Origin of the sequence: Rhodococcus sp. SORGH_AS_0301 (assembly GCF_030818285.1) — a bacterium.
Taxonomy (GTDB): Bacteria; Actinomycetota; Actinomycetes; order Mycobacteriales; family Mycobacteriaceae; genus Rhodococcoides.
Window position 1 is genome coordinate 431,686 of the sequence record NZ_JAUTAC010000002.1, and the last position, 26,263, is coordinate 457,948.

Sequence of the window (26,263 nt, forward strand, 5' to 3'; positions counted from 1 at the left end):
TCAGTCGGTCGCATCGGAACTCCGGGTCATCTCGGCCAGTCGCATCTCGTCGACGGTGGCGGAATCGGGGGTGTAGTCGATGCGCGGGTCCTTGGCCAACACACCGTTCATGTGCGCGATGTACGCCATCTGCGTGATCTCCTCGGGTTCACGGGCGAAGAGATCGGCGAACGCGGTCTGTCGCTCCTCGTCGGTCAGCGATTCGGCCTCGTCGATCCCCTCGTCGAAGTCGGTTGTGCCGTAGGAGCTCTGGAAGCCGTCGCTGCGCATGTACTGATCCATCGTGAACGCGGCGTCGCCGGCCTGATTGCCGTGCTGGATCACCAGCAGGTAGGGCCCGACGTTCGGGAACGGCCGTTCCTGGAACTCGGCGGTGGCCGCCGTGTCCTTCATCTCGATCTTCACGTTCAGGCCGATGCCGGCCAGCGCGTTCTGGATGACCTCGACGGTCTCGTTGATCTTCGGGAACTGCCCGGTGCGGCCGATGAGGCGGATCTCGGTGTCGACGGGAACACCGTCGGCGCGAGCCTCGTCGATGAGGGCCTTGCCCTTCTCCATGTCGTACGGCCACGGGGTGAGCTCGTCGTTGTAGCCGACGACGCCGTCCGCGATGAGTTGCGCAGCGGGCGCTCCCATTCCGCGGAACAGTGCCTTGACGATGCCCGCACGGTTGATGGCGTAGTTGATCGCCTCGCGCACGCGCTGATCGTCGAGTGGCGGTGTGGTGGCCTGCATCCGCAAGGCGGTGGTCTCGTTGTTCGGGAAGGCGACACCGAGGTCGCCGGCTCCGTCCTCGGGGCCGAGTCCGGTCGCGATGTCCGCCTCGCCGTTGGTGACCATGGCGGCGCGGACGCTGCCCTCGGTACGCCACTGGTAGACGGCCCGCGTGAATTCCGGTGCGTCGCCCCAGTAGGTGTCGTTGCGCACCAGGGAGAGTCGCTGGCCGTAGTCCCACGAGTCGATGCGGTACGGGCCGGTACCGATCGGCTCGCGGGTCCGCTCGGCGCTACCGACCTCGCTCTTGACCATCTCGATGAACGAGAGCCGAAGCGGCAGAATCGGATCGGGAGTCGGCGAGGCGACGGTCAACGTCGTCGGATCCACGGCGCGGACGGTGAGGTCGTCGTCGCCGAAGACGTATCCCTCGACGTTGCAGGCCAGATCGGAGTTCACGGCGCGATCGACCGACACGGCGGCGTCCTCGGCGTCGAACGGTGTGCCGTCGCTGAAGGTGACGTCGTCGCGCAGGCGGATCGTCCACTCGGTGTCCGACGTGCGCTCCCACGACGTGGCGAGCTTCGGTTCGAGGTCACCCGTGGTGGGGTCACGCTCGATCATGGGTTCGGTGATGTTGGACCGCGTGACCACGCCGATGGCCGTCAGCGAGACATCGCACGGCTCCAGGGTCGGTGGTTCCTGCGGCAGCACGATCCGGACGGTGTCGGGACTCGCGGCGTCTCCGCTGTCCGAGTTCGCGACGGTGCATCCGGTGAGGAGTGCGGACGCGGCGATCACCGACACCAGGGATGTGGCGCGGGTGGATCTCATGGATTCCTCCAAGCTGAGGGGGCTTCACCGGGTGCGAGGAGTCGGGGCTGACGACGCATGCCGAGTGGAGCCGATGGACCGCCTGTGACGGTAGACACACGGTAGGAGTGGGGGGGAGTGACCGTCAACAGACGATCGGCCGGGAAATCGCAGTTCGGGGCCGATTTCGGGCTCGCCGTGACGGCGTCGAGCGGTCCGCATCACACTGCCGAGGCTCTGACCTGCTGCGTCACGAGAAGACACGATATCAATACCGGAAGAGTATGGATCCATGCTAATTGCGTGTTGGACCGGTATTCGTCGGCCGACATACGATCACCGCAGACGATGGCCGTCGCTCCCGGTGGCCGTCGCACGGTGAAGGAGGCGGCATGACCGACGGTGGAACGCCGAGCTCGAACGGATCGGCATCGAGTCCCGATGAGGCGCAGCGATTTTCGCGCGTTCTCCGGGTCGGCGGACTCAAGCCTTCGCTCATGGAGACACTCGAGGCCGGCGGCGCTCTGGTGCTGCCGGACGACGATCGCGACGATGTGCTCGGCCGGCACGCCGACGAGATCGTCGCCGTCGTGACGTCCGGCCGTGTCGGCGTCAAGGCGGACCTCATGGACCGCCTGCCCGCGCTGCGCGCGATCGTCCACTTCGGAGTCGGGTACGACGGCACCGATGCCGAGGAGGCCCGCCGCCGCGGGATCGGTGTCAGCAACACTCCGGACGTCCTCACCGACGCCGTCGCCGACACCGCCCTCGGGCTGCTCATCGACACCCTCCGCGGCTTCTCCGCCGCCGACCGCTACGTGCGCGCGGGCGAGTGGACCACCAAGCCCATGCCGCCGTTGGCGCGGCAGGTCAGCGGATCTCGGGTCGGCATCCTCGGTCTCGGGCGCATCGGCGGCGCCATCGCGCACCGCCTCGAGGCCTTCGGCTGCACCATCGACTATCACAACCGCAACGTCGTCGAGTCGAGTCCGTACCGGTACCACTCGTCTCCGCGCGAACTCGCTGCGGCAGTAGATGTTCTGGTCGTGGCCGCAGCCGGCGGACCGGAGACGCAGCAGCTCGTCGACAGGGAGACGCTGGACGCACTGGGGCCGGACGGCTTCTTGATCAACGTGGCTCGCGGCAGCGTCGTGGACGAGGACGCCCTCGTCGAGGCGCTGCAGAGCGGACGGTTGGCCGGCGCCGGGCTCGACGTCTTCGCCCACGAACCCGAGGTGCCGGACGCGCTTCGCGCCCTCGACACCGTGGTGTTGCTTCCCCACGTCGGGAGTGCCACGGTGCAGACTCGCGCCGCGATGGAAGCACTCACCCTCGAGAACCTGAACTCGTTCCTCGCCGACGGCACGCTCGTGACGCCGGTCTTCCAGCCCGATCAGAAGGAGACCCGATGAGCGTCGTCGTGGGATACGCGGACACCGTCGAGGATCGCAACGCACTGCCGTTCGCGTTCCGCGAGGCCAAGATGCGCGGTACCGACGTCACCGTCGTGGTCGACGGTGATCGCAGTGCGGTCGACGAGCTGATCATGGCTGCCCGCAGCGACTCCGGCGCCGACGGCGTGGCGGCGCGGGTGGCGGAACCGGTACCCGGCCGCTCGCATGCCGACAACCTCGTCGACATGTCCTACGAGCCGGACGTCGAGCTCCTCGTCATCGGCGTGCGTCGCCGCTCACCCGTCGGAAAGCTGTTGCTCGGCAGCCTGTCTCAGCGTGTCCTGCTCGACGCACACTGCCCGGTCGTGGCCGTCAAGCCGCCGGTCGAGGTCGCGCACTAATTCGCGGACGCAGCAGCCGCCGGCCGTGATCTCACTGCAGTGAGGTCACGGCCTTCACGTCCGTCAGCACACGGTGCAGGGCGGGGTTGGCGGCGTCGTGACGCCATGCGGCGTTCAGTCGCACGGGTTCCTCGGTGCTGGAACGGATCTCGCGGAACACGACGCCCTCGGTGTGCATCGTGCGTGCCGAGGCCGGCACCAGTGCGCAGCCCAGGCCGGAGCTCACGAGCATCAACATGGTGTGCACCTGCGTCACGTACTGCACGTATCGAGGCGTGACCCCGGCGACGGTGAAGGTGCTGATGAGGAGCTCGTGGAAGTAGCGGGCATCCACCGGCGAGTACATGATCACGGGTTGATCGTCGAAGTGCGTCACGCTCAGACGCTCCACGTCGAGGAGTTCGTGCCCCTCGGGAAGCGCAGCGACGAGTGCCTCGCGGTGGATGGGCCGCGTCAGGATTCCCGGTCGCGTGACGGTGGGACGGACCAGACCGAGATCCAGTTCCCCGCTCGCCAGGGCGTCGATCTGAATCGACGACACCATCTCCCGCAGCACCAGTTCGACGTCCGGGAGAGCCGCGCGCACGTCCGAGAGCAGCCGAGGCAGGACGGCGTGCGCGGACGCCGCGGTGAAGCCGATGACGACGGTGCCCAGATCACCGGCGGGGACACGCTTGACGGTCAGTGCGGCGCTCTCGGCCAAGCGGACTATCCGGCGGGCGTCGGGCAGGAACGCCACGCCGGCGGCCGTGAGGGTCACCGAGCGTGACGTCCGATCGATCAGCTGCACGCCCAGTTCACTCTCGAGCTGCTGGATCTGCCTGCTGAGCGGGGGCTGGGTCATGTGGAGCCGCTCTGCGGCTCGGCCGAAGTGCAGCTCTTCCGCGACGGCGATGAAGCACGTCAGGCGCGAGAGCGAGAACATCGGCTCAAGATAGCCGACCGTGTGAACGGCCGGTCACCATCGCGGCGAGGAGTTGACGAAGTCGGGTTCGAGACTCTGCCGGTAGCCGGTGTCGTCACGGTCCCTGATCCCGCAGTCGAGGTACTGCTGGTGCAGCCTCGCCAGCGCGTCCTCGTCGAGTTCGACGCCCAGCCCCGGTCCCGTGGGTACCGCGACGGCGCCGTTCTCGATGCGCAGAACGCCCGGGACCACGACGTCCTCGGTCTTCCACGGCCAGTGTGTGTCGCAGGCGTACGTGAGATTCGGCGTGGCGCCGGCGAGGTGCACCATCGCGGCGAGCGAGATGCCGAGATGGGAGTTCGAGTGCATCGACAGGCCGAGTCCGAAGGTGTCGCAGATGCCGGCGAGCAGCCGTGAGCGTTGCAGTCCACCCCAGTAGTGGTGATCGGACAGCACGACCCCGACCGAGTCGCGTCGGACCGACGGCTCGAGCTGATCGAACGCCACGACACACATGTTGGTCGCCAGCGGCATGGCGGCCTTGCGGGCCACCTCCGACATTCCGTCCAGGCCCGGTGTGGGGTCCTCGAGATACTCGACGACACCGGTCAGGGCCGACGCGACCTCGAGGGACGTGTCGACGGTCCACGCCGCGTTGGGATCCAGCCGCAGTGGGAGATCGGGAAATGCCTCGCGCAGCGCGTGCATCGCGGCGATCTCCTGCTCGGGTGGGAACACCCCGCCCTTGAGCTTGATCGCGCCGAAGCCGTACCGGTCGATCATCCGTCGGGCCTGCGCGACGATGCCCTCGGGATCGAGCGCGGCACCCCACTCGTCGTCCGCGGAGCCGGGGTGCCCGGCCCACTTGTAGAAGAGATAGGCACTGAACGGTACGGCCGTGCGCACCAGGCCACCGAGAAGATCGGAGACGGGCCGCCCGAGGATCTTGCCCTGGATGTCGAGGCACGCCACCTCGAACGGCGAGAACACCCGATCGGTGGTGCTGGCCGTCGTGATCATGCCGGCCACCCCGTCACCACCCGTCACCGTCAGGCCACCCAGGCACTCGTCCACGACGGCGCGCAGCGTGTGGAGTGCGAAGACGTCCACCCCGACCATGGCGTCGGCAGCAGCGTTCAGGCGAACGAGATGCGCGGTGTCGGCGTAGGTCTCGCCCAGACCCACGGCGCCGTCGTCGGTCCGGATCTGCACGATCGCGCGCAGAGCGAACGGCTGATGGACTCCGACGGTGTTGAGCAGCGGCGGGTCGGCGAAGGCGACGGGGGTGACGGTGACGGAGGTGATCCGGGCGCTCACGAGTGCACGGCCTCCTTGGTGACCGAGTCGGCTGCGAGGGAGTCGGCGAGCACGGCGCGGCCGGCTGCGATGATCGCGGTGAGGGCCTCCACGTCCGCGGGGGCCGCGTCGATCAGCGGTGCCCGAACGGGGCCGGCGGCAACACCTTCGAGGGTGACGCCCGCCTTGATCAGGGAGACGGCGTAGCCGGGTACCGAGTCACGCAGACGCACGAGTGGGTGGAAGAACTCGCGCAGCAGGGCGTCGGTGAGCGTGACGTCGGCGTTCTCGAGCGAGGTGTAGAACGCCAGGGCCAGCTCCGGGGCGAAGGCGAACGTGGCCGACGAATAGAGCGTGACGCCGATGGCGCGGTAGGCCTGCTGCGAGACCTCGGCCGTGGGCAGTCCGTTGAAGAACTGGAACGCCTTGCCGGTGGGCGCCAGGGAGTCCTCGACCGCACGCACGATACGCGAGACGCGATCCAGATCGCCTGTGCCGTCCTTGAATCCGACGACGGTGGGGAAGTGGGCGACCTCGACGGCGGACGCCTCGTCGTAGCGCGCGTTGCCGCGGTTGTAGACGATCACCGGCAGGTCGGTGACGGAGGTGACCTCGCGGGTGTACTCGACCAGGCCGGCCTGCGGCATGGTCACCAGGTAGGGCGGGAGCAGCAGGATGCCGTCGGCACCGTTGTCACGAGCGGATCGGGCGAAGATCTTCGCCTGGGCCACCGAACCACCCGCGCCCGCGTAGACCGGGACGCGGCCGGCGACGGTACGCACCGCGGTGGCGACGATCTCGCCGAACTCGACGGCCTCGAGAGCGTGGAACTCACCGGTGCCGCAGGCGATGAAGACACCGCCGGGGCCCGCGTCGACACCCTTCGCGATGTGCTCGGCGAGAAGTGCGTGGTCCACCTCGCCGGAGTCGGTGAAGGGGGTGACAGGGAAGAAGAGGACGCCGTCGAGCATGAGATCTCCTGGTGTACGAGGGGGGTGGTGCGGGAAGGCCGGAGGCCGGCCGGGGTGGTGCGGGAAGGCCGGAGGCCGGCCGGTGTGGTGCGGGAGGGTGGAATCAGTCGCGGGAGAGTTGGCCGTCGACACGCCGCCAGATGCCGTCGGGGTTGCCGTCGGCGATGGCGCTGGGGAGCAGCGCGGCGGGAACGTCCTGGTACGCGACAGGGCGCAGGAACCGCTCGATGGCGAGCGAGCCGACCGATGTCGAGCGTGAGTCGGACGTCGCCGGGTAAGGGCCGCCGTGGACCATCGCGTGGCCCACCTCGACGCCCGTGGGCCACCCGTCGAAGAGGATGCGTCCGGCCTTCAGCTCGAGGACGCGGAGCAGGCGTCCGGCGTCGGCGTGATCGGCGGCGTCGGCGTGGATCGTCGCGGTGAGCTGACCTTCGAGAGCGCGGGCCACGGCGGCGACCTGCTCGGCCGAGGTGCAGCGGACGACGAGCGCGGATGCGCCGAACACTTCGGCCTGCAACACGTCTCGGTCGAGGAACGTCGCGGCGTCGGTGCTGAAGAGTGCCGCGCGGCCGGCGTTGGGTGCGTCGGTGACGGTGCCTCGGGCGACCTCGTCTGCGGCGGCGCTCAGCGCGTCGACACCCTTGCCGTAGCTGTCGGCGATGTTCGGCGTCAGCATGGTGGTCGGGGTGCTGGCCGCGACGGCGTCCGCAGCGGCCGCGACGAAGGCGTCGAGTTCCGGTCCGTCCTGCGCGACGACGAGGCCGGGATTGGTGCAGAACTGTCCGGAGCCGAGCGTCAGGGAGGCGACGAAGGCTCGGCCCAGATCTGCGGCCCGCGTCTCGAGGGCGTGCGGGAACAGGAACACCGGGTTGATGGAGCTCATCTCGGCGTACACCGGGATCGGTTCCGGTCGACCGGCTGCGGCGCGTACCAGAGCGGTGCCGCCGGAACGGGATCCGGTGAAGCCGACGGCCTTGACGCGCGGGTCGGTGACCAGAGCGGTGCCGATGGTGCGGCCGTCGCCGTAGACGAGCGAGAACACTCCTGCCGGCATGCCGGTCGACGCGGCGGCCTCGGTGATCGCGCGGCCGACGTACTCGGACGTACCCGGGTGGGCGTCGTGGGCCTTGACGATGACGGGGCATCCGGCGGCGAGTGCCGATGCGGTGTCGCCGCCGCCGACGGAGAAGGCGAGCGGGAAGTTGCTGGCGCCGAACACGACCACCGGTCCGAGTGAGACCGTGCGCTGGCGGATGTCGGCGCGGGGAAGGGGTGCGCGATCCGGCTGTGCGGGGTCGATGCGGGCACCGTTCCAGCTGCCCTCGCGGGAGCACCGAGGCGAACAGGCGGAGCTGTCCGCTGGTGCGGCCGACCTCACCGGTGATCCGACCGACGGGCAGGCCGGACTCGGCCACCGCGCGCTCGATGAGCGTCTCGCCCAGCGCCTCGATGTTGTCGGCGATGGCGTCGAGGAAGTCGGCGCGCGCCTCGGACGTGGTGGAGCGGTAGGCGTCGAAGGCCTCGTCCGCCGCCGCGCAGGCCGCGTCGACGTCGGCCATCGTGCCGTGCCGGTAGGCGGGCTCGAGATCCGCGCCGGTGGACGGATCGATGCCGTGGACGGTCGTGCCGGTGCCGGGGACGGTGGACCCGGCGATGATCAGCTCCCCGGTCAGAGGAGCGGTCGTCGTCACCGTTGCAGTCATCAGTGCATCAGCCCTTCTCGCAGTGCGTGGTTGTACAGACGACGCTAAGGCGCGGTGTCATACAAGTCCAAGTCAAAATTGCACTGCAGCGATGCACTGTCGGTATCGATAGGGGTGGCGCCTCGGTTCCCGCGGGCGTTGTGTGTTCCCGTGGTGGTTGCACGGTAGTTGTCAACCTGTCTGAGACAGTTTGTGGTGGTTGATTCCGGTGGGTCTTGGTAGTTCGGGTGCTCGGGGTGGGCGTCGGAATCGTTCGGGGTGTTGGGCGTAGTAGCGGTGCAGATGGTGTTGCCGGTCCTGTCGGATCAGGTGCGCGGTGCCCTGGTGGACGGTTGCGGGGGTGTGCCGGCCGAGGCCGGAGTGGCGGTGTTCGGTGGCGTAGCGGTTCAGAAATTGTGCGGTCCAGGTGCGGGCGTGGTCGATGTTGTCGAAGCGGTCGGGGCAGTCGAGGTCGTACTTGATCGTCTTGAACAGCGATTCGGAGAACGGGTTGTCGTCACTGACCCGCGGTCGGGAGAACGAGGTGAGCACACCACGTTCGGTGAGGGCGTCGATCAAGGTGTGCGAGCGCATGACGGCTCCTTTGTCGGCGTGCAGCACCGTCGGGGCGCCGTGCGCGGCGATGGCGTCGGTGAACATCGCCACCGCCGATTTCCGGTCTTCGGTGTACTCGATCCGCCATGCGACCGGGTAGCGGGAGAAGACGTCGATGGCGAGGTAGAGCTTGTACCGATCCTGGATCCGAGGGCCGCGTAGTTCGGTGACGTCCCACGACCAGAGATCACCCACCGCGTGCGCCGCGACCACGGGTGCGCGGCGGGTCGCGCCGGGCCCGGTGCCGCGGCGGCGACGCCGGTCACCGACGCAGTTCGCGGCGGCAGCGACTCGGTAGAACGTCCGCTGCGAACACGCCACCGTCCCGGCGTCGAACGCTCGCCAATAGGCTTGCACCACTGAAAGGCTCGGGTAATCGTCATCGGTGATGACGTCGATGATCTGGGCGCGTTCGTCCGCGGACAGCGCCGCCGGTTGCGCCCGCTCGGTATGCGGAATCGGCGTCGCTGCCGGCCGGTGATGGGAGTAGCCACGCACCAGCCGGTAGTAGGTGGATCGGGCGATGCCGACGAGCGCGCACGCCGCGACCACCGACAGCGCCGACGCCGCGGTCACCTGCTCGACGGTGGTGGTCAGGACAGTTTGTTGCGCTCGAGCCACTGCGCGTACTCGGTTGCGCTCATCAGGGCCGGTGGGATCTGCTCGTCGGTCTCCGTCGAGCTCTCGGTGATCCCTTCCAAGAGCTCGTATGCTTTTCCCAGGATCTCCTGGACCGCTTCGCTCTGCGCCACCTTTTTCTTGAGGGCGTCGTTCTCCTTGCGTAGTCGTGCCAGTTCGGCGCGTTCGGTGTTCTTCACCTCGAACCTCGACTTTCGTGCGGCGGTCACCATCGATGCGGTGAATTCTCCACGCTCCCGCGCCTCGAGCCACCGATCGACGGTCGGGCGGGACAAGTTGTGTTCGCGCATCAGCCGAGTCTTGGCGCCTCGTTCGACGGCGGCGTCCCACTCGCGTAAAAACTCGACCTTGAACGCGAACGAGAACTTCCGAACGCCGGTCGCTGAACGTCCGATCTGCACTCCGGTCACTGAGATGCTCCGATCTCCACGCCGCCGCCAGTCTGTCTCACGACCATCCTGGCAACGAACGTGCAGCGGCCGCGGGAACACGGAACGTCAGCGGGAGCGCACTCGCACGGCGACCGTGCCCACGAGAACGACGACTGCCGCCGTCGCGGCAGTCCACCCGACGGTGGTGTTCAGGACCTCGCCGGACAGGCGCCCCTGCGCGACCCACCCGAGTCCCCACGCGAGAGACAGTGCGGGCGCGATCCGTCCGGCGGAGACGGTGGCCAGGAACAGTCCGACGAGCGCCGCGACGACGAGAACGAGAACGGCCCACAGGGTGGCCGCCGACTCGACGCCCGTCGACGCGAGCCATGCGCTGACGTTCGCGACCGTCGCGATCGCTACCCACCCGAGGTAGAGGCCCATCGTCCCATCGGTGATCAGCGTGTCGACGGCGGTGGTCCGCGGTGCCGCGATCAGCCGAGCGAACACGAACGCCAGGCTCGCGAGCAGCGCGACGATCACGACGACGCTCAGCAGTACCTGCCCGAACTGCACCACGGTGATCCACGCGGCATTGAGCAGCATCGTCACGGCGATGGGTACGCGGAGTGCTCGTTGCCGCTCGGACCGGCGCTGGGCGGGCAGTGCCTGCCACACCGCGTAGGCGATCAGTCCGAGGTAGATGACCGACCAGATGGAGAATGCGGGCCCCGCCGGGGCGACCAGGGTGGCGGTCGCGCTGAGGGCGCCGTCGGCTGCTTCGGCGATCGGTGTGCCGACCACGGCGCCAGAGCCCAGGAACCCTCCGACCACGGCGACGATGGCGCTGACGACGACCAGGAGAACCTGGCCCGACGATGCGGGCTCGGTGCGCTGCCGAGGTGTGGCCGTGTCATGGGTCATGGGAGTCCTTCGAACGAGTGGATGGTGGCCGTGGAGTGCCCGAAACCGCGATCCGAGAAACAGGGTGAAAGATTTGTGTGGACCACCATTCCAGCATCGGCATCCGGGATTGGCCAATATTGCCTACTGGAAACGCTCTTACGCAATGGCGCAGTAATGGCAAATAATGGCTGGCTGGGACCATTTCGCCCAGCCGCGCACGGTGTAACTCCCGGGGCGCGAACGGTTTTGAGTTACGTCCCAAAGAGCTTCCCGGATCCCCCGTCCGCTTTGGGACATGTAACGAATGGGTAATCAGCTAGCGAAGCAATGGTTGAACCGCGCCGACCTCCGGCGTGGAGGACACGACGGAAGTGAACCCCATGAACAAGACCACGAAGGGTGCCCTCGCTGCGGGTGCCGCCGGTATCCTCCTGCTCGGTGGCGCGGGAAGCTACGCGCTGTGGAGTGACGCCGAGACCGTCCAGGGCGGCACCATCACGGCGGGCAACCTGGACATCTCGCCGGTCGCCGCAGGTGTGTGGACCGACGTCTCGCCGGGACCGGTCAAGACGCCGGGCCCCCTCGACATCGCCACGTTCCGGATGGTTCCGGGCGACGTCCTCCAGTACAAGGCGCAGTACCGAGTACTCGCGGACGGCGAGAATCTTCGTGCGACCATCGCCGCGGATGCTCAGAGCATCCAGCGCACTGGCGAACTGACTCCGACGAACACCCCGGTGTCGTTGGTCAGCACGTACAACGGCACGCCCCTCGCCAACAACCAGATCACGGAGGCGGACAACAACCGCCTCGTCGATGTCACGGTGACCGTCACGTTCGTCGAGACGACGCCGAACCAGGTGGGAACCGAGGACTCGGTGAACCTGTCCGCCTTTCGGATCAACCTGCAGCAGGCCGCCCGCACGACTGCTCCCTGACGCGCCGATCTGCCTGATTCCGAACACCCATCCAGCGAGGTGAACTGACGTGCCGCGGAAAGTGTGGCTCGGGGCGGCGGTCGTGGGGGCCGCCGCCCTGGTGTTCGGCTCGGTGCAGAGCACCGGGGCGCTCTGGCGTGACGACGTGACGGTGGCCGGTGCGACCGTTCGGACCGGAACGTTGTCACTGGCCACCGGATCGCCGTCCGGGTCGGACTACGTGTTCAGCGAACTGACCAAGAACCCGGTGGCTCTGAACGAGGCGGTGCAGGCGCCGCTGGTGATCACCAACACCGGTGACACCCCGCTACGCTTCCGGTTGTCCGCTGCGGGCCCGGCCGTCTCCACGGCGAACGCCGCCGCGACGGTGTCCCTCGCCGGTGCGGTGCTGTCGTCTGGCGCCACGTGCTCCGCGACCACTCCGATGGGGACGGCCTTCGGGACCTTCACGACGTCCGCTCCGACCACCGCGGTTGCCCCGTTGTGGCAGAGCCTTGCCAAGGGTGCGAGTCAGACCTGGTGTATCAGAACGACTCTCACTCAGGTCACGTCGACCAGCGCGGTGGCCTACACCCACCGCTTCGCCTTCGCAGTGGAGCAGACACGATGACGACACACGAGGACGCGACCGAGCGCCGCACCGGTCCGTTGTGGTGGATCGGCACCGTTCTGTCCTGGGTGCTGCTGATCGGCGTGGTGGGTGTACTTCTCGCCGCCGTGGTCGTGCCGAAGGTTGCCGGGGCGCAGCCGTACACGATCCTCACCCAGTCGATGGAACCCACCTACCCTCCGGGCACCCTCGTCGTCGTCAAGCCCAGCGAGCAACTGAGCGTCGGATCATCGATCACGTACCAGATCCGCTCGGGCGAGCCCGACGTCGTGACACACCGCATCATCGCGACCGGTCTGGACAAGGACGGCGCTCGGGTCTACACCACTCAGGGCGACAACAATCCGCAGCCCGACCCGGATGTCGTGCAGCCGGGGCAGATTCGCGGCGCAGTCTGGTATGCCATCCCGTACCTCGGCTACGTCAACAACTGGCTCACCGGTCAGACGCGCACCCTCGTCGTGGGTGCCGGCGCTGCACTGCTGTTCCTTTACGCCGCAGCACAGTTCGTCTCGGCAGCGCGGGACCGACGACGTACGGGTAGGCACGCGTCGTGACGTTCTCAGTGAGCACCGCCACCAGCGTTCGTCTGCGAGCGATCCTGGCGTCCGGCCTGGTGTTCGGCCTCGGCACCGTCGGGACCCTCGCCGCGTGGTCGACGTCCTCGACGACGACGTCCGGCCAGTTCCTCACCGGGTCGGTCGACATCACCGTCAACGGAACAGAGGGCGCACCTACGCCCGCCACGATCACCCTGCCCGCGGGAAACATCCTGCCCGGCAGGTCGACTGCGGCGCTGGTCAACGTCCGGAACGCGGGTAATATCGCCTTCACCTACACCCCCACCGCGGTGACGTCGACCGGTGGCCTCGGGACCAGCCTGACCACCACGGTGAGAGCCGGCACGGGTGTCGCCGCCAGTTCTGTCACGACCGGTCTCACGTGCACCGGGGGTACGACGCCCGTCCTGACCACGTCACGACCGCTGGCTGTCGGCGCGACCGAGTCGCTGTGTGTGCAGTTCGATCTGTCGATCAACGCAGCCAACACCCTGCAGGGTGTCAACAAACACCGTGACGTTCACCTTCGCTGCGACGGGGGTGGGAAGTGCCTGACCACTCCGAGACATTTGATCGGCGGCGCCGGGTCGCCGACCGCGCGCTCACCGCCGCCGCCGTGCTCGGCGCCCTCTGCATCGTGTTCGCGGTCTGCGCCTCCGTGTTCTCGTTGACACCCTTGGTCTTCCGATCTGGCTCGATGGAGCCGTCGATCCCCACCGGATCGCTGGCGCTCGCCCGTGAGACGTCCGCGGTGGAGGTTCAGGTCGGAGACGTGGTCAGCGTGCTCCGCTCCGACGGGTCGCGCATCACTCACCGCGTCGACCGTGTCGACTTCGCCGAGGGGGAGACCGCCGTCTTGATCCTGAAGGGTGACGCCAACTCCACACCGGACGCCGATCCGTACATCCTGTCTTCCGTCGACCGGGTCGTCGCGCACGTGCCGTACGCGGGCTATGCAGCGTCCTGGTTGTCCACACCGTTCGCGTGGGTCGTCGGCGGTCTCGCCGCGGCGGCTCTGCTGTACGTCGTTGTACGGCCGACAAGTCTCCGCAGGGAATCGCCCGTCCGGCCCGGTCGTCATCGAGTGCATTCCGGGGTCGCGGCAGCACTGGTGGCGGTCGTGGTGGTCCCCGGATTTGCGGCGACGCAAGGGACCGAGGCAGCCCTGAACGACACGGCGCAGGCGCGGGCCGTTCCGACGGCCGCGACGATGGTCCGGCCGACGAGCTTCACCTGCACCGATTCTCTCCAAGGAAGCAACCGAGCAGCGCTGCTGTCCTGGCCGTCCGTCGATCCGCTCTACGGCTACCGGCTCGTGTTCCAGTCGGAGGCACTGCTCGGTCAGTCGCGCACCGTCAATCTGCCGGCCGGCACCCTGTCGAGTTACCCGCCGGCCGAGATCCTCTCCCTGTTACAGAACTTCACCGTCTCGCTCTACTCGCGCGTCGGAGAATTCGTGTCGACTCCCGCTCTGACGCGCCGTATCTCAGTCACCTCGCTGGGATCGAACGGGATCTCGACGTGCGTCACCCCGGGAACGGTCACACCGACGACGACCGCGCCGCTCGCCGCCGCCCGCGTCGCACCGACGACGACGGCAACGGCACCATCGACGACGCCTGCAGCCGGCACCACGACTCCGGTTCCCGCATCCACGACAACCGCGCCCCCGGTCACCTCGACCACCACCACGACCGTCGCCCCGGCTCCGTCCACCACACCTCCTGTGACGCCGACGGCAGCCCCGCCGCCGCCCCCGCCGACGAGCACCACCCCACCGCCCCCACCGGCGAGCGCGTTCGTGGCCGACGGAGGTTCGGCGACGAGCGGCACTACCACCGCGTCGGTCGCGGGGAACACCCTGACGCTGACCGGACCGGACGGCACGTCGCTGTACTCCCGCACCCTCACGCCGAGTGCGCGGTACGGCTCGGGCGTCGTCTTCTCGACCACGGGTGACCTGTACGTCCTGGCAGATTCCGGGGTGTCGCGCATCGTCGTGGCGAACGGTGTCGCCACCGAGAGTGCCGCGTCGACGGCCGAACTCCCGGCCGACATCGGCGCCCTTCTCTGACCTCTCGCGAGAGAGGTCCGGCGTTTCCGTGTCCGGGGGCGCGGGCACACTGGGGCCACCGACACGAAGGAGATCACCGGTGGACCACAGAGGCGTGCTCATCGACGCGTACGACCGCATCAAGGAGACCGTGCACACGACGCTCGACGGCCTGAATCGGGAGGCGCTGACCTACCGCATCGATCCGGAGGCCAACACCATCGCCTGGCTGGTGTGGCATCTCGCGCGGGTGCAGGACGATCACGTGGCGGGTGTGGCGGGCAGCGAGCAGGTCTACACCGCGGACGGATGGAACGCCCGCTTCGCGCTTCCGTTCGACGACGACGCCATCGGGTACGGGCAGTCGACGGAGGACGTGGGCAAGGTCGACGTCGACGCTGAGCTCCTCGCCGGGTACGTCGATGCCGTTCATGCGCGCACCGTCGAGTACCTCGACACCCTCACGGCAGAAGACCTCGACCGGGTGATCGACGAGAATTGGGATCCGCCGGTCACTCTGGCCGTCCGCCTCGTCAGTGTCGTGTCCGACGATCTACAGCACATCGGCCAGGCGGCCTTCATCCGTGGAGTCGTCGAGCGGCGGTGAGAGAGCCCCGTGTCGGACGGCCGTGACATCGTGACGGCACTCAGCACGAGAGGACCCGAACGATGACCACCACCACCTGGCCGCTGCGTTGGCCGGCGTCCGCACGCGATGTCGCCGACGGCATCGTCCGACTCTCCGCGGCGCTGCGAGACTCCGATGCCGACGCGGTCGACGATGCTGTGTCGGAACTGGCCTCGCAGAACGGTGTTCGCGTCGAGGACGTCTACGCCGCGATCCTGCGGATGCTCCTCGAGGCTGCCCATCCCGACGGCCTCGACGGTGACGACGTGGGCGCCGTCGTCCGCGAGGCGGCCGCGAAGGACACCGGGTCGGATCCGTCGGACGTCGTGGCCGTGGTGCTCGGCACCCTCGGGGTCCATCCGGAACCGGAGCGTCGGACGAGCGGGTCGAGCGCCGAGGACGAGAGTCAGGACCCCGACGACCGTCGAGACGACGGCCAGGTGGTCGTGGCGAGAATGGCCGCGGCGCCTGCGATCCGTGCGTCGGCGGCGGTCACGGACGTGCTCCTCGCCCGCATCGGATCACCGATCGTGGCCGTGGTGACCATGGTCGTCGACGACATCGCCGCCGCGGAGACCATCGAGTGGCCGTGATCGCTCGTCCGATCCGGTGGCACCGGCACGGGTAACGTGAGTCCCCATGCGCGAGACACTGACGTGGGACCTGTTCGGCACGGCGTCGCGTGAGCTCACACGCACCGTCGTGGACAGTGGCTTCCGGCCGGACATCGTCATCGCGATCGCACGCGGCGGACTCATCCCGGCCGGGGCTCTGGCCTACGCGATGGGTGTGAAGGCCGCCGGCACGCTCAATGTCGAGTTCTACACCGACGTCGAGGAGACACTGCCGGATCCGGTGGTGCTCGCGCCGTTGCTCGACACCGACGCACTCGTGGGGAAGAAGCTGCTCGTCGTGGACGACGTCGCCGACTCCGGGCGCACTCTCGCGCTGGTCGTAGGCTTACTGAAAGAGCATGCGGCAGAGGTGAAGTCCGCCGTCGTCTACACCAAGCCCCGCACCATCATCACGCCGGACTTCTCGTGGCGGGAGACCGATCTGTGGATCGAGTTCCCATGGTCCTCGGAGCCGGTCATCGAACGGAATTGACCTGCTGCCGTCAGCGGATCGCCACCTCGGCGCCGCGGAGTGCGGGTGCGCCGATCAGCGTCGTCCAGGACGGGACCGCGGTGGGCTCGACGCCGCTGCCCTGTCCGTAGATGACGGCCAGCGTGTCTCGCTCGGCGTCCGACCCGGCGTAGGACGCGTCGGCCGGAACGGGTGACTGCTGGGGGAGCGATGCGTACTCGATGTCCTGCGGGCCGGGATTTGCGCGAGGGCACCTGGTACGACCCGTCGTTGAGTCCACTGCCCGGGTACTGCGGGAAGAACCGTCCGGGTGCGGTGACGTCCTGATAGCAGGCGGCCGGCCTGTCGTCGAAGAGGCGCGGTTCGTCCTGGTTGGGGAGGTAGCCGCCGCGCGGGTTGACGAAATTGATGGTGGCGCGCGCACCGGGGTACGGATCACCCACTCCCAGAATGCGTCTCGCCTCCCCGATCAGGCCCGCGAACTTGGGCAGCATGCACCCGAACGTGGGGGAGAACTCGGCCAGCAACTCCAACGTCTCTCTGCTGCCGTCGGCGATGGTGATGATCGACTCGGCGTTCGCCGCGAGCAGGTCCGCGGTGCTGCCGGACGATGCGGTCGCCGACGTCAGAAGCGTGTCGACGGCGGGACGTCGCTCGACGAGCGTGTTGCCCGTGACGGTGAGGTTGTCGAGCGCGTCGAGCAGATCCGGAGCCGCGGTGGAGTAGGTCTCCGTCAGGGCGGCGAAGTCGACGAGATCCTGCTGCAGCGCGGGCAGTTCACGGCTGAGGCCGGTGACGATCTCGTCGAGTCGGTCGAGGGTGCGACCGAGTGCCTCGCCCCGCCCGTCGAGGGCCTGCGACAGCGCGCCCAGAGTGGTGGCCAACTTGTCCGGGGGAATGGCGTCGAGCAAGGGCAGCAGGCTGTCCAGTAATTGGCCGACCTCGATGGCGTTGCCGCTCGTGTCCTGCTCGATGACGTCGCCTTCCGCGATGGGAGTGCCCGTCCCTCCCCGCGGAATCTGGAGTGCGACGTAGCGCTCGCCGAACAGCGTCTTGGGCAACAGACGCGCCGTCACGGACGCCGGAATCATCGGCGCCGAGTCCTCCTCGAGCGCGATGCGGGAGATCACGACACCGTTCTCCGTGGTCGACGATCGCACCTGGCCGACGATGACTCCCCGCACCTTGACGTCGGCGTCGGGTGGCAGCGCGTTTCCCACCGAATCGGTGCGCAGTTCCACCGTCACCACGGACTCGAATGTCCGGGCGTACACCGCGGTGGTGAAGCCGACGAAGGCCACCACGGCCAGAAAGAACGCGAGACCGGCCAGGCGGCGCACCATCATCCGGGAATGGTGACCGCGATCACACCATTTGTCAATGGCCTCTCGACCGTTGACACGAAAGGATCACGGGGCGCTGATGTCGATGAGCACCTTTCCGGTCACCCCGGACTCGACGGCGGCATGAGCGTCGGCCGTGGCACCGAGAGAGAAGCGGTGCAGCGGCAGCCCGTGCGACTCACCGACCGGAAGTGCACCGGCCCGAACAGCCTCGGTCACGTCGTGCTTCGCGGCCTCGAGAGCGGCGGTTCCCACGGTGTACAGCAGCACGAACTGGTACCGGATGTTGCCGACCATGCTCGGGCGGATGTCGATGGAGACCGCGTCGCCGCCGTTGTTCGCGTAGATCGCCACCGACGCGCGGGGTGCGGCGACGGCGGCATCGAGCTCCGCGTTCTTGGGCGGGAGCCACCTCGACGATGATGTCCACACCGTGCGGAGCCAGTTCGCGGATGCGAGCCACAGCGTCGCCGGACTTGTAATTGACGATGTGGTGCGCACGGGCTGCGGTGGCCAGACCTGCCTTCTCCGGGCCGCTCACCGTCGTGATGACGGTGGCGCCGGCCCAGCGGGCCAGTTGGATCGCGGCGTGGCCGACCGCACCTGCACCGCCGGCGACCAGGACGGTCTTGCCGTCCAGTGCGCCCGGATGGAGACGGGACGGTCCGTCCTCGGACACGGTGAGCGCGCGATGGGCGGTCACCGCCGGGACGCCGAGCGAGGCGCCGAGGTCGAAGTCGGCGTTCTCGGGCAGCCGGACCACGCGATCCGCCGGGACGACGGTGAACTCCTGGGCGGTTCCGGTGGGGCGCTCGTGCTGGGCGAGCAGCAGCCACACCCGGTCACCGGTGGCGATGCCCTCGACCTCCGGGCCGACCGCGTCGACGACACCGGCCCCGTCCTGGCCCGGAACCACCTCGTCGAACGCGGGCTTCTGCCCCGGACCCGCGCCCGTCCGCGACTTCCAGTCGGTGGGATTGACCCCCGCGACGACGAGGCGCACCCGCACCTCGCCGACGCCGGGCTCCACGATGTCGCGGTCGACTGCGGTCAGGACGGAGGGTGCACCGGTCTCGGTGTAGACGATTGCCTTCATGCGTGGGGCAACGATTCGACCGGGGGGTCCTGTTCCTGAGAGGGCGCCGCTCGAACGTTCACTTGACCGATCGGCCCCCATGGCATGGACTCACGGGCGTGCACGAGACTTCTCTGAACCGCCGCGGCTTCCTCCGGACCACCACCCTCGCCGCAGGGGTGGGCGCCGCGGCGACCCTCACCGCCCGGACCGCGGCGGCGCAGTCGTCGTCCGTCTTCCGACACGGTGTCGCCTCGGGCGACCCACTCGAGGATGCGATCCTGCTGTGGACCCGCGTCACGCCGACCCCCGACGCGACGCCGGGGTCCGGCCGTGGACCGGCCACCACCGTCACGTGGGAGCTGGCGCGCGACGCCGCGCTGACCGACGTGGTGCGCTCGGGCAGCGTCGTCACCTCTGCAGACACCGACCACACGGTGAAGGTCGACGTCACCGGTCTGAGCCCGGCGACGACCTATCACTACCGCTTCACGGCGGCGGGCGAGTCGTCGACGGTGGCCACCACCCGTACCGCCCCTGCCGCCGAGGCCGACGTCGCGCGCCTGCGATTCGGCGTCGTGTCGTGCGCCAATTGGGAGTCGGGGTACTTCTCCGCGTATCGCCATCTCGCCGCCCGCCAGGATCTCGATGCGATCATCCATCTGGGCGACTACATCTACGAGTACGAGACGGGCGGGTTCGAGGGCAAGAACGGCGTCGTGCGAGTGCACGATCCACTGCACGAGATCGTCTCTCTCGCCGACTACCGAATCCGGCACGGCCAGTACAAGTCCGATCCGGATCTCCAGGCCGCTCACCGCGGTGTGCCGTGGATCTGCACGTGGGACGACCACGAGTCGGCGAACGACGCCTACGCCACGGGCGCCGAGAACCATCAGCCGGACACCGAGGGGGACTGGGCCTCGCGCAAGGCCAACTCGGTTCAGGCCTACTACGAGTGGATGCCCGTGCGCGCTGCGGGAACCGCGAACAACCGGCACCTGTACCGCCGACTGCGGTTCGGGACGCTGATGGAGCTGTCGATGCTCGATCTCCGCACCTACCGTTCGAAGCAGGTGCTGCCGTTTCAGGGCCCGGCGGTGGACTCGCCGGATCGCACCATCACCGGCGCCGACCAGATGGCGTGGCTGACGGCAGGTCTGACGTCGTCGCCCACGCAGTGGCGCATCATCGGCAACCCGGTGATGATCACGCCGACTCTGATTCCGCCGCTGGACCCCGAGGCGGCGCGAGGTGTCACCCAGCTGCTCGGGCTCCCGGCCGCCGGAGTGTCCTACAACGCTGATCCGTGGGACGGGTACACGGCCGACCGGCGCAGGCTGCTCGACGCGATCCGTACCGCGGGGGTCGACAACACCGTGTTCATCACCGGCGACATCCACTCCTCGTGGGCATGCGACATCCCGGTCGACGCCGCGGCGTACCCGGCGGCGGGAACGGTGGCGACCGAGCTGGTGGTCACGTCGGTCACCTCGGCGAACATCGACGACTTCCTGAAGGTCCCGGAGCACACGGTCGGGCGGGTGGCGGAGGAGGCGTTCAAGGCCTTCAACCACCACGTCAAGTACGTCGATCTCGACACCCACGGGTTCGGTGTCTTCGAGGTGACGCCGTCGGGCGCGCAGATGGATCACTGGTACGTCACCGCCAAGGAGGATCCCGCGTCGACGGCCTACTTCGGTGCGGGTTTCCGCGTCGGGTCGGGCACGCAGACGGTGGCTCCCGCCCAACCCCTGGCTCCCTGACTGCCGTGACTTCAGGCCGGTTCGAGGAATCTAGACTGTTCCTCCGTGTCGACGCCCAAGATCGTGCTGTTCTACGTGTTCACGCCGCTGCCGGACCCCGAGGCGGTCCGGCTGTGGCAGCACACCCTGGCGTCCGTACACGGGCTCACCGGCCGGATCATCGTCTCCCCGCACGGCATCAACGCGACGGTGGGCGGCGACGTCCGCGCAGTCAAGAAGTACGTCCGCGGCACTCGTGAATACGCGCCGTTCGCGGCCGCGGACGTGAAGTGGTCGGACGGCCGCGGCGGCGACTTCCCCAAACTCAGTGTCCGGGTGCGTCCCGAGATCGTGACATTCGGAGTACCGGACGAACTCCACGTGACCGCGGACGGCGTCGTGGGGGGTGGCCGCCACCTCGCACCCGAGGAGGTGCACGACCTGGTGGCCGAGCGGGGGGACGACGTCGTCTTCCTCGACGGCCGCAACGCCTTCGAAGCCGCGATCGGACGTTTCGACGGCGCTGTGGTTCCGGACGTCGAGAACACGCGAGAGTTCGTGGCGCAGTTGGATTCCGGTGTGTTCGACCACCTGAAGTCGAAGCCCGTCGTCACCTACTGCACCGGGGGCGTGCGATGTGAAGTGTTGTCCTCCTTGATGCGCTCGCGCGGCTTCGAGGAGGTCTACCAGCTGGACGGCGGCATCGTGCGGTACGGCGAGCGGTACGGGGACGACGGGCTCTGGTCCGGGTCGCTGTACGTGTTCGATCAGCGCGGCACCGTCGCGTTCTCCGACCACCCGGCCGTTATCGGAACCTGTTCACGCTGCGGTGTTCCCACCTCGCGGTACCTCGACACGGACGACGGCCACGGTCGTGGGTTGGCTCTGGTCTGCACCGAGTGCGTCCCCACGTGACCGTGCCGTTGCCGTTCCGGGACGGCCTCGCACCGCTGCGGCATCGGTTGCCCCACGGCGAGCATCCGGCGACCACGCTCGAATACCTGGAGAGCGTGCTGCCCGGCGACGCGTGGCGGGCGACGATGGCGGCGGGGGAGGTGGTCGACGAGCGCGGCCGCCCGTACAGCGAGGACACGGCCTATCGCGCCGGTGCCGTCGTGCACTTCCACCGGATCCCGGAGCCCGAGGTGCCGGTTCCCTTCGAGATGGAGATCCTGCACGTCGACGACGCGATCGTCGTCGTCGACAAGCCCCACTTCCTCGCGACCATCCCGCGCGGGCGTCACATCACCGAGACCGCGACGGTGCGGCTGCGGCGGCTCTTCGACGAGCCGGACATCACGCCGGCCCATCGGCTCGACCGCGCCACCGCGGGAGTCCTGATGTTCACCAGAGCAGCCCGATTCCGCCGGGCGTACCAAAACCTCTTCGTCGACGGGAGCGTGGACAAGGAGTACGAGGCCGTCGCCGGATTCGACCCCGGCCTCACCTTCCCGCGCAGTGTCGAGAGCCGGATCGTCAAAGAACACGGCGTCATGACCGCGCACGAGGAACCGGGTGAGCCGAACAGCGAGACACGGGTGGAGATCATCGAGAGGGTGGGCGACGCGGCGCGCTACCGGCTCTTCCCTCGCACGGGCAAGACGCACCAGCTGCGCCTGCATCTCTCCTCGCTCGGCATCCCGATCCACGGCGACCCGTACTACCCGACGTTCACGTCCGTGGCGCCCGACGACTTCTCGACACCCCTGCAGTTGCTCGCGTGCCGGTTGAGCTTCACCGATCCGCTCACCGGCGACCCCCGCACCTTCCGCTCACGGAGAGAACTCTCCGCTACATGAGTCCGTTGGGGTCGTCCACCTCGACGTCGTGGCCGTCGCCGCGCAGTCGCTCGATCAGCTCACCGAGCAGCCGTACCGCAGCTCCGTTGACCGCTCGGGCGGGCTCGAGCTCGAAGCCGATGCGTGTCGGCTCGTCCGGAAGGTCGGCCAGGACGCGGCTCATGATGTTCTCCGCGCCGGCGAACCGGATGTCGCCCTGCAGCTCGTACACCGTGCGGCCGTCCTCCTCACGGGCCCGGCGCACCGCGGAGTGACCAGACGGGGCGATGTCCATCATGTGCAGATCCATGTCCCGCGACAGTCGCTCGAACACCTCGACCCCGCGCACGCTGTTGCCCCGATCGTCGAGTCGTGGGGAGTGGACGGCGATCCCGAGCTGACCGGGCAGCACCCCGATGATCGCGCCGGACACACCGCTCTTCGCGGGAATGCCGACGTTCGCGATCCAGTCCCCCGTACCGTCGTACATCCCGCACGTGGTCATGGTCGAGAGCACCTGTCGCACGACGGCGGACGTCGCCACCCGCTCGCCGCTCTCTGGATGGACACCGCCGTTCGCCATCGTCGCGGCGAGCATCGCGAGATCGGGTGTGGTGACGTCGATGCTGCACTGCCTGGCGTACCCGGTGACGACCTCGTGTGCATCGCACTCGAGGACCTTCACCGAGGCGAGCATGTGGGCGAGCGCCAGGTTCCGGTCGCTCGACTCCATCTCGGCGTCGAACACGTCGTCGTCGATCGAGAGGTCGCGGCCGACGAACGCGGAGTGCAGCGCGAGGATCCGGTCGACGCGATGCTCGACGTCACGCCCCTCGACCAACGAGTGTGCCGCGATGGCACCGGCATTGATGAGCGCGTTGCGCGGGCGGCCGGTGTCGCGTTCGAGCGAGATCTCGTTGAACGCGTCGCCCGACGGCTCGACGTCGATCTTGCGGTGCACGGCGTCGAGCCCACGGTCGGCCAGCGCGAGGGCGTAGGTGAGTGCCTTGGAGATGGACTGGATCGAGAAGGACGAGTCCACGTCGCCGGCGCAGTAGACCGTGCCCTCGACGGTGACGACGGCGACCGAGAACACGTCGGGGTCGGCCTCCGAGAGGATGCGGTTGCCCGTGAGGACCTCGCCGCCGTCCGAGTCCCGGCAGTCGCGCAGCACGGCCTCCAGGTAGTCGGTGATCGGTGACGTCACCGTGGCAGCCACTCGACGTGCGCGCGCCGGAGGATGTCGTCGGGAGTGACGGCGTGCAGTGCGTCCAGGTAGGCGACCGCGAACGAGCCGGGCGCGGTGGCGGTCTCGGCCGCGATGTCGGCGGCGACCGTCGCGTGCGTGTGGGCCGCGATCGTCGCGACTCCGTGGTCGTCGACGGCGGCGCAGTACGCGGCGACGAGAGCTCCGAGCGAACACCCGGTTCCGGTCACCTTCGTCATGAGGACGCTGCCGCCGTGCACCGCCGCGAGTCCGCCCTCGTGGGCGATGTGGTCGATCGCCCCACTCGCGGACACCGCTGTCGAGTAGGCGAGCAGGCCACGTGCGGCGTCGAGAGCGTCCGCCGGATCGTCCGAGCTGTCCACGCCGCGTCCGGACCCGTTCCGCTCGTCGGTGTCGAGTCCGGTCAGGCGGTGGAGACCGATGATCTCGGAAGCGTTTCCCCGCACGGCTGCGGGTCGGTGCTCGAGAAGGTCGCGGGCGAGTGCGCCGCGCCACGGCAGTCCACCGGCAGCGATGGGGTCCAGCACCCACGGGGTGCCCGCAGCCGCGGCGGCCGCCGCGGTGGCCAGGTACACCTCACGCAGCTGCGGCTGGGGCGTGCCGAGGTTGATCAGCACCGCGTCGGCCACCCCGGCGAACAGCGCCGCCTCGTCCTCGTTGTCCACCATGGCCGCACTGGCACCGGCGGCGAGGAGCACGTTCGCGGTGAAACCCGCTGTGACGTAATTGGTCACGGCGTGGACGAGGGGCGCGCGGTCACGCAGCGCGACGAGCGCGTCGGCCACGGAGGTCGTCGGGTCGGTCATGAGACGGGTATACCCGCTCGGTGCTTCGCGTCACCTCACGCGGTACCGGTGGCGCATGGTCCCCGGTGTGTTGTAGCCTTATCGCAGCTGACAGGTCGTAGTTTTTGTGTGTTCGTGTTCATGCACGCTCGCTGGGAACTTGTAGTTGCGAGCGTGTGCGTCTTTCTGAGGAAACTCGGAGTTCGTCACGTTCAGTGCCGGCCCGGGTTTCACACGGTGTGAAACTCGAAGTATCAGCTGTAGGGAGCAACACCATGACTCAGGGCACCGTCAAGTGGTTCAACGCCGAAAAGGGCTTCGGCTTCATCGCTCAGGAAGATGGACCTGACGTGTTCGTCCACTTCTCCGAGATCCAGGGCACCGGCTTCAAGAGCCTCGAAGAGAACCAGCGCGTCGAGTTCGAGGTCACCTCGGGCGCCAAGGGTCCTCAGGCGAGCGGCGTTCGCGCGATCTGATTTCGGAGTAACCCACCGAAACTTCACACTGGGGCCGGACACCGACAAGTGTCCGGCCCCAGTGGCATGTCCGGGGGTGGGGTCGCACGCAGGTTTTCGGACGGACGCTCGGCGCTCGTCCGACGCTCGGGTTAATGTTCCATCACAGCCACGAGCGAAACGGAGCACACCCGTGCCGAACACCCTTTCCAGAGCAACACTCTCCACCGTCGCAGTCGCGAGCGCGTTCACCCTGGTCACCGCCTGTGGGTCAGCGCCGGAAGACAGCGCGAGCGGCGGATCCGATTCGGGTGACTTCACCCCGTGCATGGTCTCCGACTCCGGCGGCTTCGACGACAAGTCCTTCAACCAGCTGAGCTACGAGGGCCTGCAGACCGCGGCCGGCGAACTGAACGTCGAGCCGATCACGGTGCAGTCGAACTCCCCGACGGACTACACGCCCAACCTGAACAACCTCGTCGATCAGGGCTGCGGACTGGTGGTCACGGTCGGTTTCGCGCTCGCGGACGCCACCAAGGAAGCCGCGGAGCAGAACACCGACGTCAACTTCGCCATCGTCGACGACTCGTCCATCGAACTGGACAACGTCAAGCCGCTGACCTACGACACGGCGCAGTCCGCGTTCCTCGCCGGCTACGCCGCAGCGAGCTACAGCAAGACCAACACTGTCGGTACCTTCGGCGGATCGCAGTTCCCCACCGTCACCATCTTCATGGACGGCTTCGCCGACGGTGTGAAGTACTTCAACGAGCAGAAGAACCGCGACGTGCGCGTCATCGGTTGGGACGTCGACGCCCAGAACGGCTCCTTCACAGGTGGATTCGAGGCGAACGAGGTCGCGAAGAACACCGCGCAGGGCCTCATCGACCAGAACGCCGACGTCATCTTCCCGGTCGGTGGTCCGATCTACCAGTCCGCTGCCCAGGCCATCCGTGACGCGAACCGTCCGATCGCGCTGATCGGCGCCGACGCCGACGTGTACGTCTCCGACCCGTCGGTCTCCGACCTGGTGCTCACGTCGGTGACCAAGGGCCTCGCCACCAGTACCGAGGAAGTGGTCAAGGCGGTCGGCGACGGCTCCTTCGACAACACCCCGTACGTCGGCACGCTCGAGAACGACGGTGTCGGCATCGCGCCGTTCCACGATTTCGAGTCGCAGGTCGATCCGGCTCTGCAGGGTGAACTCGACACGATCCGCGCGGGCATCATCGACGGATCGATCACGGTCACGTCGCCCTCGTCGCCCAACTGA

The 26,263-nt window shown here is 68.2% G+C and carries 26 protein-coding genes and 2 pseudogenes; 15 read left to right on the forward strand and 13 right to left on the reverse strand.

The features are described from left to right. Complete coding sequence (locus tag QE397_RS02595; protein ID WP_222631613.1) at positions 1-1,548, reverse strand: ABC transporter substrate-binding protein; 1,548 nt, start codon at positions 1,546-1,548, stop codon at positions 1-3. A 371-nt stretch (positions 1,549-1,919) separates the two neighbouring features. On the opposite strand from QE397_RS02595, the gene QE397_RS02600 reads away from it, so the two are divergent. Beyond that, positions 1,920-2,939: a 2-hydroxyacid dehydrogenase gene (locus tag QE397_RS02600; RefSeq protein ID WP_307091478.1), complete on the forward strand. Its 1,020-nt coding sequence runs from the start codon at positions 1,920-1,922 to the stop codon at positions 2,937-2,939. Further along, entirely contained in the window at positions 2,936-3,322 is a 387-nt protein-coding gene (locus QE397_RS02605; protein ID WP_307091480.1) for a universal stress protein, read from the forward strand. Before QE397_RS02600 ends, QE397_RS02605 begins: the two co-directional genes overlap by 4 nt. A 31-nt stretch (positions 3,323-3,353) precedes the next feature. Here the strand turns inward: QE397_RS02605 and QE397_RS02610 are convergent, their stop codons facing one another. The 7 genes and pseudogenes from QE397_RS02610 to QE397_RS02640 form a co-directional block, all read right to left on the reverse strand. After that, on the reverse strand, positions 3,354-4,247 hold the full coding sequence (locus QE397_RS02610) for a LysR substrate-binding domain-containing protein (RefSeq protein WP_027504713.1): 894 nt from the start codon (positions 4,245-4,247) through the stop codon (positions 3,354-3,356). A gap of 33 nt (positions 4,248-4,280) precedes the next feature. After that, complete coding sequence (locus QE397_RS02615) at positions 4,281-5,543, reverse strand: glucarate dehydratase family protein (RefSeq protein WP_307091482.1); 1,263 nt, start codon at positions 5,541-5,543, stop codon at positions 4,281-4,283. Continuing rightward, positions 5,540-6,493 carry a 5-dehydro-4-deoxyglucarate dehydratase gene (locus QE397_RS02620; protein ID WP_307091484.1) on the reverse strand — a complete coding sequence of 318 codons (954 nt, stop codon included), beginning with the start codon at positions 6,491-6,493 and terminating at the stop codon, positions 5,540-5,542. The genes QE397_RS02615 and QE397_RS02620 overlap by 4 nt, the downstream gene beginning before the upstream one ends. 103 nt (positions 6,494-6,596) lie before the next feature. Further along, a pseudogene (locus tag QE397_RS02625) lies at positions 6,597-8,196 on the reverse strand (aldehyde dehydrogenase (NADP(+))). Between the two features lie 171 nt (positions 8,197-8,367). Then, positions 8,368-9,366, reverse strand: coding sequence for a DDE-type integrase/transposase/recombinase (locus QE397_RS02630; RefSeq protein WP_307091487.1), 999 nt, complete (start codon positions 9,364-9,366; stop codon positions 8,368-8,370). Positions 9,367-9,383: 17 nt separating this feature from the next. Next, positions 9,384-9,719 carry a hypothetical protein gene (locus tag QE397_RS02635; protein ID WP_307091489.1) on the reverse strand — a complete coding sequence of 112 codons (336 nt, stop codon included), beginning with the start codon at positions 9,717-9,719 and terminating at the stop codon, positions 9,384-9,386. Positions 9,720-9,926: 207 nt separating this feature from the next. Further along, entirely contained in the window at positions 9,927-10,724 is a 798-nt protein-coding gene (locus QE397_RS02640; RefSeq protein WP_307091491.1) for a TspO/MBR family protein, read from the reverse strand. Positions 10,725-11,086: 362 nt separating this feature from the next. Here QE397_RS02640 and QE397_RS02645 point away from each other — a divergent pair, with 362 nt between their 5' ends. From QE397_RS02645 to QE397_RS02680, 8 genes are all read left to right on the forward strand, one after another. Further along, positions 11,087-11,644, forward strand: a complete 558-nt coding sequence (locus tag QE397_RS02645) for an alternate-type signal peptide domain-containing protein (RefSeq protein ID WP_307091493.1) — start codon at positions 11,087-11,089, stop codon at positions 11,642-11,644. 49 nt (positions 11,645-11,693) lie between these two features. Then, positions 11,694-12,254 (forward strand): hypothetical protein, encoded by a 561-nt coding sequence (locus QE397_RS02650; RefSeq protein ID WP_307091494.1) that lies wholly within the window; start codon positions 11,694-11,696, stop codon positions 12,252-12,254. Further along, complete coding sequence (locus tag QE397_RS02655; protein WP_307091496.1) at positions 12,251-12,811, forward strand: signal peptidase I; 561 nt, start codon at positions 12,251-12,253, stop codon at positions 12,809-12,811. The genes QE397_RS02650 and QE397_RS02655 overlap by 4 nt, the downstream gene beginning before the upstream one ends. Further along, positions 12,808-13,485 carry a hypothetical protein gene (locus tag QE397_RS02660; RefSeq protein ID WP_307091498.1) on the forward strand — a complete coding sequence of 226 codons (678 nt, stop codon included), beginning with the start codon at positions 12,808-12,810 and terminating at the stop codon, positions 13,483-13,485. The genes QE397_RS02655 and QE397_RS02660 overlap by 4 nt, the downstream gene beginning before the upstream one ends. Continuing rightward, on the forward strand, positions 13,473-14,888 hold the full coding sequence (locus QE397_RS02665) for a signal peptidase I (RefSeq protein WP_307097328.1): 1,416 nt from the start codon (positions 13,473-13,475) through the stop codon (positions 14,886-14,888). The genes QE397_RS02660 and QE397_RS02665 overlap by 13 nt, the downstream gene beginning before the upstream one ends. 79 nt (positions 14,889-14,967) lie before the next feature. After that, complete coding sequence (locus QE397_RS02670; RefSeq protein WP_307091499.1) at positions 14,968-15,474, forward strand: DUF664 domain-containing protein; 507 nt, start codon at positions 14,968-14,970, stop codon at positions 15,472-15,474. A 62-nt stretch (positions 15,475-15,536) separates the two neighbouring features. Next, positions 15,537-16,088 (forward strand): hypothetical protein, encoded by a 552-nt coding sequence (locus tag QE397_RS02675; protein ID WP_307091501.1) that lies wholly within the window; start codon positions 15,537-15,539, stop codon positions 16,086-16,088. A 46-nt stretch (positions 16,089-16,134) separates the two neighbouring features. Continuing rightward, positions 16,135-16,602, forward strand: coding sequence for a phosphoribosyltransferase (locus QE397_RS02680; RefSeq protein ID WP_222632966.1), 468 nt, complete (start codon positions 16,135-16,137; stop codon positions 16,600-16,602). 10 nt (positions 16,603-16,612) lie between these two features. On the opposite strand, the pseudogene QE397_RS02685 reads toward QE397_RS02680, so the two are convergent. The 3 genes and pseudogenes from QE397_RS02685 to QE397_RS02695 all read right to left on the reverse strand — a co-directional run bounded on the left by QE397_RS02685 (position 16,613) and on the right by QE397_RS02695 (position 19,020). Then, a pseudogene (locus QE397_RS02685) lies at positions 16,613-17,924 on the reverse strand (MCE family protein). A gap of 66 nt (positions 17,925-17,990) precedes the next feature. Next, complete coding sequence (locus QE397_RS02690; RefSeq protein WP_307091503.1) at positions 17,991-18,143, reverse strand: hypothetical protein; 153 nt, start codon at positions 18,141-18,143, stop codon at positions 17,991-17,993. After that, complete coding sequence (locus QE397_RS02695; RefSeq protein WP_307091507.1) at positions 18,103-19,020, reverse strand: NADPH:quinone reductase; 918 nt, start codon at positions 19,018-19,020, stop codon at positions 18,103-18,105. The genes QE397_RS02690 and QE397_RS02695 overlap by 41 nt, the downstream gene beginning before the upstream one ends. 98 nt (positions 19,021-19,118) lie before the next feature. Here QE397_RS02695 and QE397_RS02700 point away from each other — a divergent pair, with 98 nt between their 5' ends. Genes QE397_RS02700 through QE397_RS02710 form a run of 3 tightly spaced genes read left to right on the forward strand, consistent with a single transcriptional unit; the run spans position 19,119 to position 22,543 of the window. Then, positions 19,119-20,765: an alkaline phosphatase gene (locus QE397_RS02700; protein WP_307091509.1), complete on the forward strand. Its 1,647-nt coding sequence runs from the start codon at positions 19,119-19,121 to the stop codon at positions 20,763-20,765. 45 nt (positions 20,766-20,810) lie between these two features. Beyond that, positions 20,811-21,659, forward strand: coding sequence for a rhodanese-related sulfurtransferase (locus QE397_RS02705; protein ID WP_307091511.1), 849 nt, complete (start codon positions 20,811-20,813; stop codon positions 21,657-21,659). Further along, positions 21,644-22,543 (forward strand): pseudouridine synthase, encoded by a 900-nt coding sequence (locus tag QE397_RS02710; protein WP_307091514.1) that lies wholly within the window; start codon positions 21,644-21,646, stop codon positions 22,541-22,543. Before QE397_RS02705 ends, QE397_RS02710 begins: the two co-directional genes overlap by 16 nt. Here the strand turns inward: QE397_RS02710 and glsA are convergent. After that, positions 22,536-23,729: a glutaminase A gene (glsA, locus tag QE397_RS02715; protein WP_222649697.1), complete on the reverse strand. Its 1,194-nt coding sequence runs from the start codon at positions 23,727-23,729 to the stop codon at positions 22,536-22,538. The genes QE397_RS02710 and glsA overlap by 8 nt on opposite strands. Then, positions 23,726-24,556 carry a hydroxyethylthiazole kinase gene (gene thiM, locus QE397_RS02720; RefSeq protein WP_307091518.1) on the reverse strand — a complete coding sequence of 277 codons (831 nt, stop codon included), beginning with the start codon at positions 24,554-24,556 and terminating at the stop codon, positions 23,726-23,728. Before thiM ends, glsA begins: the two co-directional genes overlap by 4 nt. 254 nt (positions 24,557-24,810) lie before the next feature. Between thiM and QE397_RS02725 the strand changes: the two genes are divergently transcribed. Together QE397_RS02725 and QE397_RS02730 are read left to right on the forward strand one after the other, a co-directional pair. Next, on the forward strand, positions 24,811-25,011 hold the full coding sequence (locus QE397_RS02725) for a cold-shock protein (protein WP_027504730.1): 201 nt from the start codon (positions 24,811-24,813) through the stop codon (positions 25,009-25,011). A gap of 307 nt (positions 25,012-25,318) precedes the next feature. Then, the gene (locus tag QE397_RS02730) at positions 25,319-26,263 is read left to right on the forward strand and encodes a BMP family protein (protein WP_231476226.1); all 945 of its coding nucleotides are present in this window, start codon (positions 25,319-25,321) and stop codon (positions 26,261-26,263) included.

Excerpts from the sequence above, each read along its gene's own strand:
- QE397_RS02605 (WP_307091480.1), top strand. The coding sequence starts at position 2,936 with ATGAGCGTCGTCGTGGGATACGCGGACACCGTCGAGGATCGCAACGCA.
- QE397_RS02725 (WP_027504730.1), top strand. The coding sequence starts at position 24,811 with ATGACTCAGGGCACCGTCAAGTGGTTCAACGCCGAAAAGGGCTTCGGC.
- QE397_RS02620 (WP_307091484.1), bottom strand. The coding sequence starts at position 6,493 with ATGCTCGACGGCGTCCTCTTCTTCCCTGTCACCCCCTTCACCGACTCC.
- QE397_RS02635 (WP_307091489.1), bottom strand. The coding sequence starts at position 9,719 with ATGCGCGAACACAACTTGTCCCGCCCGACCGTCGATCGGTGGCTCGAG.
- QE397_RS02680 (WP_222632966.1), top strand. The coding sequence starts at position 16,135 with ATGCGCGAGACACTGACGTGGGACCTGTTCGGCACGGCGTCGCGTGAG.
- QE397_RS02600 (WP_307091478.1), top strand. The coding sequence starts at position 1,920 with ATGACCGACGGTGGAACGCCGAGCTCGAACGGATCGGCATCGAGTCCC.
- QE397_RS02640 (WP_307091491.1), bottom strand. The coding sequence starts at position 10,724 with ATGACCCATGACACGGCCACACCTCGGCAGCGCACCGAGCCCGCATCG.
- thiM (WP_307091518.1), bottom strand. The coding sequence starts at position 24,556 with ATGACCGACCCGACGACCTCCGTGGCCGACGCGCTCGTCGCGCTGCGT.
- QE397_RS02610 (WP_027504713.1), bottom strand. The coding sequence starts at position 4,247 with ATGTTCTCGCTCTCGCGCCTGACGTGCTTCATCGCCGTCGCGGAAGAG.
- QE397_RS02655 (WP_307091496.1), top strand. The coding sequence starts at position 12,251 with ATGACGACACACGAGGACGCGACCGAGCGCCGCACCGGTCCGTTGTGG.
- QE397_RS02730 (WP_231476226.1), top strand. The coding sequence starts at position 25,319 with ATGGTCTCCGACTCCGGCGGCTTCGACGACAAGTCCTTCAACCAGCTG.
- QE397_RS02595 (WP_222631613.1), bottom strand. The coding sequence starts at position 1,548 with ATGAGATCCACCCGCGCCACATCCCTGGTGTCGGTGATCGCCGCGTCC.
- QE397_RS02645 (WP_307091493.1), top strand. The coding sequence starts at position 11,087 with ATGAACAAGACCACGAAGGGTGCCCTCGCTGCGGGTGCCGCCGGTATC.
- QE397_RS02695 (WP_307091507.1), bottom strand. The coding sequence starts at position 19,020 with ATGAAGGCAATCGTCTACACCGAGACCGGTGCACCCTCCGTCCTGACC.
- QE397_RS02675 (WP_307091501.1), top strand. The coding sequence starts at position 15,537 with ATGACCACCACCACCTGGCCGCTGCGTTGGCCGGCGTCCGCACGCGAT.